The 12,641-nt window shown below is 67.8% G+C and carries 11 protein-coding genes and 1 pseudogene; 7 read left to right on the top strand and 5 right to left on the bottom strand.

What is annotated here, in order from left to right:
- Positions 1–30: 30 nt before the first annotated feature.
- A complete protein-coding gene (locus tag ACEZDE_RS01085; RefSeq protein WP_380530610.1) occupies positions 31–1,818 on the bottom strand; it encodes a hypothetical protein in 1,788 nt (595 codons plus the stop codon).
- On the bottom strand, positions 1,815–2,744 hold the full coding sequence (locus tag ACEZDE_RS01080; RefSeq protein ID WP_380530607.1) for a hypothetical protein: 930 nt from the start codon (positions 2,742–2,744) through the stop codon (positions 1,815–1,817). Before ACEZDE_RS01080 ends, ACEZDE_RS01085 begins: the two co-directional genes overlap by 4 nt.
- Before the next feature lie 72 nt (positions 2,745–2,816).
- Here ACEZDE_RS01080 and ACEZDE_RS01075 point away from each other — a divergent pair, with 72 nt between their 5' ends.
- Positions 2,817–3,134: a helix-turn-helix domain-containing protein gene (locus ACEZDE_RS01075; protein ID WP_380530604.1), complete on the top strand. Its 318-nt coding sequence runs from the start codon at positions 2,817–2,819 to the stop codon at positions 3,132–3,134.
- Between the two features lie 179 nt (positions 3,135–3,313).
- Here ACEZDE_RS01075 and ACEZDE_RS01070 read toward each other — a convergent pair whose 3' ends face one another.
- On the bottom strand, positions 3,314–3,808 hold the full coding sequence (locus tag ACEZDE_RS01070; protein ID WP_380530602.1) for a hypothetical protein: 495 nt from the start codon (positions 3,806–3,808) through the stop codon (positions 3,314–3,316).
- A 317-nt stretch (positions 3,809–4,125) separates the two neighbouring features.
- Between ACEZDE_RS01070 and ACEZDE_RS01065 the strand changes: the two genes are divergently transcribed.
- On the top strand, positions 4,126–5,118 hold the full coding sequence (locus tag ACEZDE_RS01065; RefSeq protein ID WP_380530599.1) for a DUF6192 family protein: 993 nt from the start codon (positions 4,126–4,128) through the stop codon (positions 5,116–5,118).
- A gap of 5 nt (positions 5,119–5,123) precedes the next feature.
- Positions 5,124–5,543 (top strand): RacP protein, encoded by a 420-nt coding sequence (locus ACEZDE_RS01060; protein ID WP_380530596.1) that lies wholly within the window; start codon positions 5,124–5,126, stop codon positions 5,541–5,543.
- Between the two features lie 42 nt (positions 5,544–5,585).
- Here ACEZDE_RS01060 and ACEZDE_RS01055 read toward each other — a convergent pair whose 3' ends face one another.
- Both ACEZDE_RS01055 and ACEZDE_RS01050 read right to left on the bottom strand, forming a co-directional pair.
- Complete coding sequence (locus ACEZDE_RS01055) at positions 5,586–5,735, bottom strand: hypothetical protein (protein WP_380530593.1); 150 nt, start codon at positions 5,733–5,735, stop codon at positions 5,586–5,588.
- A gap of 1,042 nt (positions 5,736–6,777) precedes the next feature.
- Positions 6,778–7,230, bottom strand: a complete 453-nt coding sequence (locus ACEZDE_RS01050; protein ID WP_380530590.1) for a hypothetical protein — start codon at positions 7,228–7,230, stop codon at positions 6,778–6,780.
- Positions 7,231–7,399: 169 nt separating this feature from the next.
- Between ACEZDE_RS01050 and ACEZDE_RS01045 the strand changes: the two genes are divergently transcribed.
- From ACEZDE_RS01045 to ACEZDE_RS01030, 4 genes and pseudogenes are all read left to right on the top strand, one after another.
- Positions 7,400–7,720: a transposase family protein gene (locus ACEZDE_RS01045; RefSeq protein WP_380530587.1), complete on the top strand. Its 321-nt coding sequence runs from the start codon at positions 7,400–7,402 to the stop codon at positions 7,718–7,720.
- A 687-nt stretch (positions 7,721–8,407) separates the two neighbouring features.
- Positions 8,408–9,523 carry a hypothetical protein gene (locus tag ACEZDE_RS01040; protein WP_380530584.1) on the top strand — a complete coding sequence of 372 codons (1,116 nt, stop codon included), beginning with the start codon at positions 8,408–8,410 and terminating at the stop codon, positions 9,521–9,523.
- Positions 9,520–10,686 (top strand): ricin-type beta-trefoil lectin domain protein, encoded by a 1,167-nt coding sequence (locus tag ACEZDE_RS01035; protein ID WP_380531171.1) that lies wholly within the window; start codon positions 9,520–9,522, stop codon positions 10,684–10,686. Before ACEZDE_RS01040 ends, ACEZDE_RS01035 begins: the two co-directional genes overlap by 4 nt.
- A gap of 133 nt (positions 10,687–10,819) precedes the next feature.
- Positions 10,820–11,568: pseudogene (locus tag ACEZDE_RS01030) on the top strand (IS5 family transposase).
- Positions 11,569–12,641: the final 1,073 nt, after the last annotated feature.

Below are 12,641 nucleotides of genomic sequence, written 5' to 3'. Positions count from 1 at the left end.
TGGCTCTCGGATTCATCGCCTGACTGCGGGTTAGCCGGTTGGCGGGGGTCGTCCGGTCGCGGCGGGTCTGCCCGCAGGCGCACTGGCCGACGGTTCTCCGTCCTCGGCCGCCAGGATCGGGTCTGCGGTGCCGGTGGTGTGCTTCCAGTCGTGGAGGATCTGCAGGTTCAGGGTGCAGATCGTCAGGGCGACCAGGATGGTCTGGGCCGCGCGGCCGTGGGCGAGGCGGCGCTTCGGCTCGGCGAGGTCGACCTTGTGCCCTTTCCCACGCCCGTTCAGTCCCTCGTTGTTCGCCCGGATGGGCTTGAAGACGTCGTGCCACGCGTCGCTGAGGTAGGGCCGGTCTTGGCGGAACTTGTCGAGTTTTCCCAGGTCACCGGGGCGGATGGTGATTGTCGGCTGCTGGCAGATCCTGGGCAGTTCCTTCGCTGTGGGCGGGTGGAGCCGTTCGGCCTGGGTGATCTGGGCGGCGGGCTTCGCGGCGGAGTGGGCGGCGACGGCCCGCCGGTCGGTCAGGTCGACGACGGTTGGCGCGGGACGCGCGGGTGGGTGGAGTCGGTTGAAGCGTGGGCAGGTGATCGAGGGCGAGGTTCCGGCTGCGGGGCACTGCAGCCGGATCGTGCCTGTGTGGTCGGGGCCCTGCTTGTGTTTGAGGTGGAAGGGTTCTCGGGCGGCGATCCGCTTCTTCAGTTCTTCGTCGGTGTCGATCTCGCGGATCTGCTTGTCGTCCAGGCCGGTGGTGGCGGTGGCGGCCGGCTTGGGGGTCAGCGGGCAGGCGAGGGTGCCGTCGATCAGCAGGGCGCCGTGGTGGGTGCCCTGGATGCCGCGGTGTTCCTGCTTGTAGTCCAGGGCGAGTTGGTAGCCGAGTTTGCGGGCGTGGGTCTGGAAGTGTTCGGACTTCTGGTCGGTGTAGGCGCGGTCGGCGGCCAGCACGCCGGTCGGCAGTCCGAGGTGCTGCAGCTGCTGCAGGGCGTGGACGGCGTTGGGGCCGGGGCGTTTGCCGCCGGTGTCCAGGACGGCTCCGAGTGCGAGCTGCGGGTGGCGGCTGATGCGCCGGCCGTTGCTGCGGCGGCTGGCGGCGACCGGCAGGGTCAGGCTGTGGCCGAAGACGCCCTCGGTGTCTCCGGCGCTGAAGTGCCAGCCGGCGGTGGTCTCGATGGAGCCCAGGTCGCGGCGGTCGCTGGGCGGGTGGTGCCAGGCGGGGACGCCGGTCATGTCGACGCCGACGTCGCCGGGCCAGCCTTTGAGCCAGCCGCGGTCGAGGGCGTGGCGGACCGGGGCCAGGACGAAGGCGTCGCTGATCTGCTGCAGTACTGCTCGTCTGCGCAGGTGTTCGGGGTTGGTGTCTTCCCAGGTGGCGGCGTGTGTGTCGGCCTGGTCGCGGGGCAGGCGGCTGCGGCGGTCGACGCGTTCGGGGTCCAGTGCGGTGGTGAGGCGGTCGAAGGTCCGGTAGACGCGCTTGGCGAACGCGATTCGTTGGTGGAGGTCGGTGCGGTCCACGGCTTCGATGCCGAGCCAGGTCCTGGCGGTGTCGGTGAGCTCATCGAGCAGGACCCGGCAGGCGACGGCCAGTTGTGCGCTGTCGTGGTAGTGCAGCGCCAGCAGCAGCCCGGTCAGCACGGCTTCGACCGGAAGGCCGGAGGGTCCGGGCCGCCCCGCCAGCTCTTGTTCGACCAGGTCCAGGCTGCCGCTGGCGCGGACCAGGTGCAGGAGTTGGCCGACCTTGGAGTCGGCCAAGGTGGCGGGGGCGTCGGTGGCGGGCTTGGGACGGCAGGCCCGAATCTTCAGGGGGTCGCGCCAGGACTGCGGCAGGGTCACCGGGCGGGTCCGTGCAGGAGCCGGATCGCGGTGGCGTCGTCGAGCGGGGGAACGTGGTGCTGGTAGCGGGCCAGAGAGGCGGCCGAGGCCAGTCCGGCGGCCTTGGCGATCAGGTCGTGGTCGATACGGGCGGCCATCAGCTCCACGATCCACGTCGCCCGCAGCCTTCCCGCCGACAGGGCGGGCAGCGGGTCGGGCGGGCAGTGCGCCAGCGGCCAGGAGTTGACGAGGTTCTTGGCGAACTCCACCGTGGGCCGGGGCCGGAACAGGTAACCCCGGCCCGCCGCGTCGGCCAGTTCGCCAAGCAGCGGGTCCCAGGCGGCGCGGGCCGCCAGCGGGACCGGGCGGCGGACCCCGGTGTGCAGCAGCGGACCGGAGCCCGGAGACCTACGCAGGTCGCCCCCGGTACTGGCCGCGACCTCGCGCGGCGTGAGACCGAAGCCGGCGCCCAGTCCCATCAGCGCCAGGCCGTCGGCGCGCTGCTGGCGGGGCAGATGCGCTGCCCAGTGCCGCAGTTCGGCCAACTCGGCCGGACTGTAGGGCTGGTGGGGGTTGGGCGGGGCGTGCAGTCGCGCCGGGGCCGGCTCGCCGCGCTCGGCGAAGGCCAGCGCGTCGCGCACCCGCAGCAGCCAGGTGCGGTAGGTGCGGATGGTCGAGGCGCCCACCTCGCCGAGCAGGGAGAGCACGAACGCGTCGATGACCTCGTTGCGAAGCCAGCCGTCCGGTTCCCGCTCCAATCCGGATGCCTCGGCCCACAGCGCGAGGCGTCCGGTGATGTGCAGCAGCCGCTCCACGTCGTAGGGCACCGCGGTGACCGTCGCGGCGACCACCGAGCGCACCAGCGGAGCGACCTGGTCCCAGGCGGCGGGAGGGTTCCGAGGCCGATAGCGGGTGATCTTCGCGGACGTCTGCGGATCAAGGGCCACGGTCCATACATACCGGCTGGACAAGCAGCCATTCCATGATTGATCGACTTCTATGGACAGGACGGTGCGCACATGGTCGGCGGACGCTCCCGCGCACGCCCCCCGCGGCAACTCACCGACGATCCGGAAGCCTGGCCCCAGCAGCCCGGCGCCGACGTGGCCGCCGAGGCCGTGCGGTACATCGCCAGCACCCTCGCCCAGGCCATGGACGAGCAGGGGCTGAGCCTGCGGGCGACGGCCGAGGGATCCGGGGTCAACCGGCAGGCCATCGCGGACCTGCTCTCCGGACTCTCCTGGCCCGACGTCGCCACCGTCGCCCGGCTGGCTGCCTTCACCGGTGCTGGGCTGTGGCCGCCGCAGAGCGGGACTGATCGAAGTGGGAAGCATTGAGCCTCGATTCGCGCCCGAAACCGCCAACAGGCGACCGGGCACGGTGATTTCGCGGCTCCGCGCTTCGAGTGCCGTGCACGACTACTACGCTCAAAGCGCGCGAGCCACCGCTGAACGGACCTCACGCATCCGGCACCGCCGAGCTGAACCCTCGGCGGTGCCGCCCCCGGCCTTGTTCCTCAGGCCGCCCCTTCTGCCTCCGGGTTCTCCGGGCGAGGTCGCGGGGCGGCGGGCGCGATCGCGAACCACGCCGGCGACACCTCGACGACCAGGCCCTCCTTCGCCAGCTTCTTCAGCCGGGCGCGCGTGGTCTCCACCCGGTCGGCCTGCTCGCCGATCGCGTCCCCGATGTCCTGCACCTTCATCGCCCGGTTCGCCCCGGCCAGCAGGACCAAGATGCCCTCCCGGGCCACTTCGAGATCCAGCGGCCCCGATGAAGCAGGCGGCTCCGCCTCGGACACGACGGCCGGCCCCGGGAACCGTGCCGACGGCACCGGGCCGCTGATGATGCGCCCGCGGCCACGGCCCTGCAGCGACGCCAGTGTCTCCCGGGTGATCGCCAAGTGCGCGAGCCGCTCCTCCAGGGCGGCGGCCTTCTCCCGCAGCGCGGCCAACTCGCCGCGCACCACGGCCTCTTCCTCGTCCAGTCGCTCGAACCACGGCGTCGTCATCATCTGCCTCCCACCCGCAGGACCACCGGCGAACTCCGGGCCGGCCCTTCCGGTCCGAAAGCTCACGCCACCGTAGGAGAACATAGGCATGATCACAGATGGTGACCGCCAATGACCCCAAACGACCGCAGTGGCCTATCCAGCGGGCATGGTGTGTGCTGAGTGGGGGCATCAGACGCCAATTTCCGTGCAAAGAGAGTCATTTGCAGTCATCTATTGCGATCTTAGGATTGGCGGGATGACTCTCGTGATGGAAGCGGGCCCCGTCCTGTCTCGGACACAAGTGCCGTGCCCCGGCCCGTAGTTGGTGGTGACAAATCATGACTCAGGAGACCGACAAGGTCGGCAGCGTCAGCCAGTCCCGCTACGAGCAGATCATCGCCGAACTGCGCGACGTCGTCGAACAGCAGACTCAGGGAGCGTTCACGATCGGCGACCGAGCCCTGGAGATCGAACCCCTCAGGCCCCGCGGCGTCCCCGTGGACACGGGGTCGGTCCGACAGTCCATGCTCCGCCTCGCCGACGACATCGGGTTGCAGGTCTCCACGGTGGAAAGCTACCGGCAAGCGGCGTCGCGCTGGCCGAAGGAACGCCGGCAGCCAGGAGTCTCGTTCACGATCCACCGCATCTTGGCGCGGATCGAGGACGAGGAGGAGAGGTTCGCTGCGATCAAAACGCCGCCGCAGGACAAGGCCCGGTGGTGCGCAGACGACGCCAACCGACGGGTGGGGTGGACCGTCGACAACCCGCAGAGCACCCAGGAGAAGATCACCGCAATCCACCAGCTGGCCAGCGACGAGGAGGTCGCCGCGACAGTCACGACCGATTTCCTGCGGCGCCCGCAGGTCACGGCCAAAGTCTCCACGGAGAACAAGGCCCGCGTGGTCGAGGAGTTCACCCGCGACGAGGCGGTCGCCACTACAGCGGCGACCAACCTGCTGCGGCGCCCCGAGGTCGCGTTCAAGGCGATGGGCGACGACACCGCCCGCTTCCACGTCAACCATGCCCAAGTCGAGCGCAGCCGTCAGGCCCGCGAGAGCTTCGAGCGCACCAGCCCCGTCGCCCCAACAGTCCGGCACATCGACCGCACCGTGGAGTTCCTGGACCTGGTCACCGCCTGCCACACCTTCGTCGCCGCCGCCGGCCGCGCCGTCCCCGGCCTGCGCGACCGCACTCTGGGCCAGGACGAACGCACCATCGTCCACGAGAACATCGCCCGGGTCCGCGCGACCCTCGACTGGATCGAGACCGCGGTCGACACCGGCAAGACCGACATGGACGAGGAACTGGCCCGCATCCTGAAGGGTGAGTAGCAGCCGTGCCCAAGCGCCTCTCCGCGACAGCGGAGCGTCACGCTGACCTGGTACGCACCCGGCTCCTCGAAGTCGCCCCCACCGGCCTGGCCCTGCTCGAACTCGCCGCGGACTGCGGACTCAGCCGCTGGCAGACCCGTCGCGCACTGGTCACGCTCAGAGACCTCTGCGCGCAAGAAGGATGGCCGCCCCTGCTCTGGACGCGCGAGCTCGGCTACCACTTCTGCGCGAGCGAACCCGAACTGGAGGCATGGGAACTGACCTGGGTCAGCAGGGAACTCACCCAGTTCCGCCGGATGCTCACCGGCACCCTCGGCCCCCACCTCCAACTGTTTCCCAACAGTGCCTGGGCCGAATACCTCACCGCCCAGTTCCGAGCCATCGAATCCAACCTGGAGATGGCCGCCGGCTACGGATCCCAGTAGCTGGCACCTTCCTTGGGAAGCGACTGCCGCAGGGCCATGGGCTCAGGGCCTGAGCTGCCGGGCCTGGGGATCGAAGCAGACCAGCCCCAGCGGCACGGCTATCTCCGCCATATACGCTGACGCCTCCTCGGCTATGCTCCACCGCATCAGGAAGTAGATCAGCGGACCGGCGACCTTACCGATCAGCGCCACTTCCTATAGATGTGAACCACGGCAGCCATGGAGGACAGCCGCCCCAGGGCAGGCTCGCAGTAGATGCCGCTGTCTTCGAGCACAAGCTGCAACTCCATGGCATGCCCTCTGCTCAGGCGAGTCCGCTGGGCCCTCATCGCCTCCCCCCAGAGATCAAAGTCGTCGACCGCAGTGCCCCCTGCCGCGCGCGCCGCACGCCATGTCTCACCTTGAATCAGCTCAGCCTCGCGCCAGATCTCCGTCACCTCTCGGCGGGTCAGGTGGATGGAATCGGTGTCCGCGAGGTGCCCTCGGAGTACCTCCACCGCATGAGAAATTCGAACGTCAGAAGGCATGGCTATCCCCAAAGAAAGAAATCTACCCCTCGCTTCAAGTAATTAAAGAGCGCATTGACGGATTCGTCAACCATGCCGCCGGGCGGCTCGACCAACCCGGATCAGCGCAGTTCAACGCCTCGTCGGGTGATCCATGTCCGATTTAACTATGCCACTTCATCGATTTTAGAATCCCCGCTGAACCGAATTAAATCGCTTCCAGGATCTTGAATCGATTGCTGATTTATTTCGGGCGCATCCACGGCCGCTCTGCGACCGAAGGCCAGCCAGCAGCAGTCGACGACCGCGCCAGCGAGTCCGCCAGCCAGGACTGGCACCCACAAGCCGCCCACCTTCGGCGCCACAGCACGCAGGGCGCCGATTCGGGAAACGATCACCGAGCCTGCGGGAAGCGATCAACAACTGAGCGTCCGAGCCCCTGCTCAGCCCTACTCGTGAACACCCCACCAACGAGCCGTTCACGACTTAGGTCGTGGAAGGTTCACGAGATCCCGTCCAGATGATCATTCTGGGCGGGATCTCCTGCATTGCAGGTCCGGATGGGTGTGTCCGCGGCTCGCGGGAAGCTTCCGCGCAGTCTGCGGGTCCGCTGAGCGGAGCGTGCGTTGGTTGTGCGGGCATGGCGAAGCGGCCTTGGGACCGGAGGGCTGGTGGTCCCAAGGCTCGGTTCGGTGTGCGGTTGTTGCGCCCGTTCGGGCCCGGATCGGCTACGGATCTGTCGGTGGGCCGTCCCGTTCGGGGTTCGGGCGGACTGGCACGGGGGTCCCTTCCGGAAGCGTGGTGGGCGCGTAGGGGTCAAATGTCGGCATGATGTTGACCAAGGTGCATTCGTCGTCGAGCCAGAGACGGTGCTTGCGCAGGTACGACTCGATGGTGTGGATGTTCTCGACCATCACCTGGACGGCCGCGAGCAGGGCCTGGGCGACTCGGCCGCGGCTCTGCCGGCGCTCACGGGAGTGCAGGAAGCTCTTCACTCCCTTCAGCCGACCGTTGAGTCCTTCGATGTGGCTGCGCAGCGACCGGTAGGCGAGCTCCCAGGGCGCCCGCCCCCACGGCAGTCGTTGCCGCAGTTTCGGCATGAGGTCGACGGGTGCGCCGATGGTGGGCTGCTGGCAGATCTCGGGTCGACGGTGCGCGGGCCTGTCGGGGACGCGGACCACGGGCTTGGTTCGGGTCTGTCTTGATCTTGGCTCTTACAAGATTTTCGTAGGCGTTGATCGGAATCAATGACACGGCGTGACTTCGGCCCTCTGTAGCGGGATGCTGCGACTGTGTGACGAGATACTGAGGGCCCTCTTACCGCAGCTTGACACGGTCATTGTCGAGTCGGTGGAGGCCAAGAAGGACATGGTGGTGGTGACCGCACGCACTCGCGCGGGTCCGGTGGGATGCCCGGGGTGCGGACAGTGGTCGTCGTGGGAGCACAGCCGCTATGAGCGGCACCTCGCCGATGAGGCCGTCGGAGGTCGGGCAGTGCGGATCGATTTGTCGGTGCGCCGTCTGTACTGCGAGAACACCGCGTGTCCGAAGGTGACGTTCGTCGAGCAGATCAGCGGGTTGACGAGGCGGTACCAGCGGCGAACCCCGGCTCTGCAGCGGGTGGTCGAGGGCCGTCGTGAGTCTCCCGTCACTCCGCTCTTGTCATCCTGATCACGAGAACCCCGGTGTCCATGCCCACTGGGCAAAAAGCCTCGGGTGCTGGCGCACAGCGCGTTTCCAGCACGCATGGGCCTTCTTGAACGCCTGGAGCCGTTTGTACTTCTTGCGGAGGGCCTGTCCACTCAACGGCTCTGTCCTGTAGTCGGTGGTGACGGATTGTCATGACGCCTCCGCCGCAAGAATGTGCAGGTCATCGGAGCCCTCGACGCGAGACTGAACAGCTCCCCGGCGTGGCGCAGCGGGTACTTCAGGGCACCTGGGATCGTCAATCGTTGCGCAGTCTCGCCGACGCCGCCGCCCACAGGGCCCAGCCATGCGGTGAGCGAGTCGGCGTAGGCGGTGCCCCGGGTGCGGTCGTGGTCGGCATGGCGTCGATGCCCGGGTGGCGCAGCCGCGAGCGGCCCTCGTGGTCACGGCCTCACCTCGATCAATCGCGGTGAGGCCGTTAGACTCCGCAGGCACCTGCACCCTGTCGGCCATGCTTGTGAATCGAGACTGTTCCTGATGCTGCGTCGCATATGCGTCTTTTTGGTGGTACTGACGGCCGGTGTGTCCGGCTTCCTCGGTTCTTCGCCGAGCTACGCGGCCGGGGACCGCCATCCCACGCCGGCGGCGGTGCGGGCGCTCGCGTCGGCGGCGCCAGCTGGGACGACGTTTTGGTCGGAAGACCCGTTCCGGGTGTTGGACACGCGTGACCTCACCGGCGGACACCTGGGCAAGGTCGGCCCCAAAGGTGTGGTGACCGTCCAACTGCCGCAGGGGATCAGTACCATCTACGGTCTGGCGCACGCGCGTGCCGCGGTAGTCAACATCACCGTCACCCATGCCACCAGTGCGGGGTACATCACCGGCTACGCCACCGGCAGCGCCAGACCCGCCACCTCAGTCCTGAACTTCGCAGCAGGCCAGACGGTCTCCGCGCTGGCCACTGTGCCCCTGGGCGCGAACGACACCCTGAACCTGTACAACGCCAACGGCAGCGCGGACATCATCGTCGACGAGGAAGGCCTCTTCGTCCCTTCCTCGACCCTGGGCGGATTCGTGGTGACGCCGATGGCACCCACCCGTCTGGTCGACACCCGCTCCGGACTCGGTGACACCCACGGCGCGCTCGGGCCCGGGGGCAGCTTCTCCGTCAACGTCAGCGGCATCGACACACTCCCCGCCGCGACGGACACCCACGAGGTCATCCTGAACGTGACCGCGGTCAACCCGAGCAAAGCCGGCTACCTGACCCTGGACAACGACGGCCTGCCGACTCCCGAGGTCTCCCAGGTCACCTTCGCCGCACACGAGACCCGGTCCAACATGGTCATCGTCCAAGCCGGAGCGGACGGGAAGGTAGCCGTCCGCAACGCGGTCGGGACCACAGGCGTGGTCATCGACGTGGTGGGTTACTTCACCAACGGATTCAACCGCGGCTCCTACGGGCTCTACACCAGCGCTACGCCCACCCGGCTGCTGGACACCCGCACCGGTACCGGCGCGCCCAGGGCCCCGCTGGGAGCAGGGGCCGAACTGCGCCTCAAGGTCGCCGGTGTACACGGCATCCCCGCTGGCGCCGCCGCGGTGCTGATAGACCTGACCGAGACCGCAGGCACCGCGGCGAGTTACCTGACGGCCTACCCCGGCGGGACTACCCGACCGCTGGCGTCGACGCTCAACTTCCGCGCCGGCACCACCATCCCCAACCTTGCCCTGGTCCCCATCGGTCCGGACGGCACCATCGCGATCTACAACAACACCGGCAGGGTCAACGTCGTCGCCGACCTGAGCGGCTACGTCACCAACTGACTCGAGGGCATACGCGGCGGCACGGGAAACAGGGCGCGGGCTCGAAGCTCAACAAGGCCAGCACCGGCCCCAACAACCCCGGTGCCTCGGCCTACCAGTACGACGCCGAAGGCAACACCACCGCAGTCACCACCACCGCCGGCACCACCAACCTCACCTGGGACAGCGAGGACCACCTCGCCTCCGACGGCACCACCACCCCCGGCCCTGTCACCGGCCCCCTGCTCTCCGGCCTGACCGCCTCCGGCGGCGGGAAGCTCTGCGCGGAAGACGCCAGCGGAGCCACCACCAACGGCACCAAGATCCAAATCGCGGCCTGCAGCGGAGCCGCACCCCAGAACTTCACCCTCAACACCGACGGCACCCTCAAAGTCGAGGGCAAGTGCGTCACCGCCGCCGCCAACGGCACCACCAACGGCACCCTGATCCAGCTCTACGACTGCAACGCCGGCACCGGCCAGCAGTGGAAGACCGGACCCGGTAGCGCTCTGATCAACCCCGCCTCCGGCCGCTGCCTGAACGACCCCGTCTCCAACCTCACCCCCGGCACCCAGCTGCAACTCACCGACTGCGACGGCAGCAGCATCGCCGAGCGCTGGACCACCACCGCCAGCAACAAGAACACCACCTACCTCTACGACACCAGCGGCAACCAGCTCATCCGCCGCGACCCCACCCAGACCACCATCAACCTGGGCATCGACGAGTACACCTACACCCCCAACACCAACGTCACCGGCGACACCCGCTACTACACGCAGCCCAACAACCTGACCATCGTCCGCTGCGGCACCATCGAAACCTTCGAAGCCACCGACCCCCACGGCACCGCCGGCATCGCCCTGGACGCCACCACCCTGAAGGAAACCCGCCGCTACACCGACCCCTTCGGAAACCCCCGCGGCACCACACCCACCAACTGGACCGTCGCCAACGGCTTCGGCGACAAGGGCTTCGTCGGCGGCACCCAGGACCCCGCCACCGGCCTGACCAACCTCGGCGCCCGCGAATACCAACCCGCCACCGGCCACTTCCTCAACCCCGACCCCCTCCTTGCCACCGGCGACCCCCAGCAGTGGAACGGCTACGCCTACAGCGACAACCAACCCACCAACGCCAGCGACCCCACCGGCCAGATGTATAAGGCAAGCGTTCCCCAGTGATTTCCTGCAGCAGTCGTTGGGCGAACTTGTGCACCGTTACTGAACGACCTACCGGCTCCACGATCCTGGCTGGTCGAAGGCTTAGAGCGTGTCTCATATGGCTAGTAGCTGACCTGCGGCATGATTGCCCCTCATGGGGGTTGATCTGTCGCAACGACTGGTTCCTGATGGTCTGTGGGAGCTTGCCGCGCCGTTGTTGCCTGGGTGCTCGCCACGTCGCCAAGGTGGCGGCAGTGCGCCGTTGGACGACCGGGCGGTGTTCACAGCGGTTGTGTACGTGCTGACGAGCCGGTGCGCCTGGCGACACCTGCCCCGTCGTTCGGGGTCTCGCCCGCGACCGCGCACCGACGGTTCGCGGCCTGGACCAGGGTCGGCGTGTGGCCCCGGCAGCACCGAGCGGTCCTGGACCGACTCGGCACGGCCGACGAGCTCGACTGGACCTCGGCCATCACCGACGGCGCGTCGGTCCGAGCGAAAAGGGGGGATCGCTGACCGGCCCGAACCCGGCCGATCGCGGCAAACCCGGCAGCAAGTGCACATCCTGTCCGAGGCCCAGGGCATATCCCTGATCGTGGGGATCTCCGCCGCCAACACCCACGACAGCCAGGCACTCAAGCCCCTGATCCTCGGTCTGCCCCCGATCCGCTCCCGCCGCGGACCACGCCGCCGACACCCCGCCAAACTCCGCGCGACAAAGGCGTACCACTCCGCCGACCACCTCGCCTGGCTGTGCGGACGCGGAATCGTCCCCCCATCGCCTGGGCCTTCGGCTACCGCCGCCTCACCATCCGCTACGAACGCAAGAGCAGCCATTTCCTCGCCTTCCTCGGACTCGCAGCCGCGCTGACGTGCTACAAGAAACTGGCGAAAGCAGCCACATGAGACACACTCCAAAGCTCACCGCGGAAGACATCAGCCGGAGTAATCCGCCTGTACCACTGGGCCAGACGCAATGGCGAGATCGACATGGCTCCGACGCCCGACCTAATCATGGTCGACAAAGGGAGAATCCACCACTCGCTGACAGGCCTTGCCACCGGCGCTGGCGGACGCCAGTGATCGGGGCCCGCTCGCCAAACTCCGACACCGGTCAGCCAATACGCTATCGGCATCGCCGCCCCTCGCTGGCGGCCAATCGGCGCCGCCGAAGATCGCTGACTGCCGGGATCTGGGCCACGCATTCGCTGTCCGGGGCGCCATTCCAAGCAACGACCGCCGGTAGGGGATATACCCAGATGCATGCAAGCGCATATATCCGGGGAGTGATCTAGGCCGCTCGGGACGTGCCTGATCAACTGTCGTCATCGACCCTGGGCAGCGAATCTCGTGAACGACCCGTCTGCGGTGTTGGCTTCTTGCCGACTGGAACAGCAGTAGGGTGCTGGAAGTGACTTATGTGGACATGCCAATTTGGGAAGCAATCTTGTCGGGCTTGGGAAGGTGGAACGGGATGCATGTCATAGTCCCAGGTCAGGCCAGGTCGTGAACGGCCCACCAATAGACCCCGGTCAGACACTTCGGTGGCTGGCCGGGATCTCGTCATTTGAGGCTGGGCTTGTCGGACAATAGGTCCGGAGCGCTCGGCACGGATTCCAGGGGCCTTGAGCCGGGATAGTGGTCTGCGTGCGGGCATGCCACAGGGACCGGTGCCTTCCGCGTAGGCTGCGCCGGTCCTGTGGCTATGTGATCTTCGGTTGCGTTGGCGGGGCTACGTCAGGGGCTTCGGGACACCGCTTCGGTTCGATGCGGTAGCAGGTCCAGGAGCGGACACAGGCGCCAGCCCGAGCTTGGGTGCGGGGCAGCACGTGGTCGTCGGTGAGTCGGAGGGCGGCGTCCGCCTTTCTGCCACTGGCCCCCTCGAAGCGGCGATCTCCTTGATGTTGTGGATGGCGATGACGATGGCAGTCATCAGGGTCTGTGCCACCCGCCCGCGATGTCTTCGGGGACGTGCACCG

The organism is Streptacidiphilus cavernicola (assembly GCF_042510955.1).
Taxonomy (GTDB): domain Bacteria; phylum Actinomycetota; class Actinomycetes; order Streptomycetales; family Streptomycetaceae; genus Streptacidiphilus; species Streptacidiphilus cavernicola.
The sequence above is the reverse complement of the archived record's forward strand: the minus strand, read 5'-3'. Positions and strand labels throughout refer to the sequence as shown.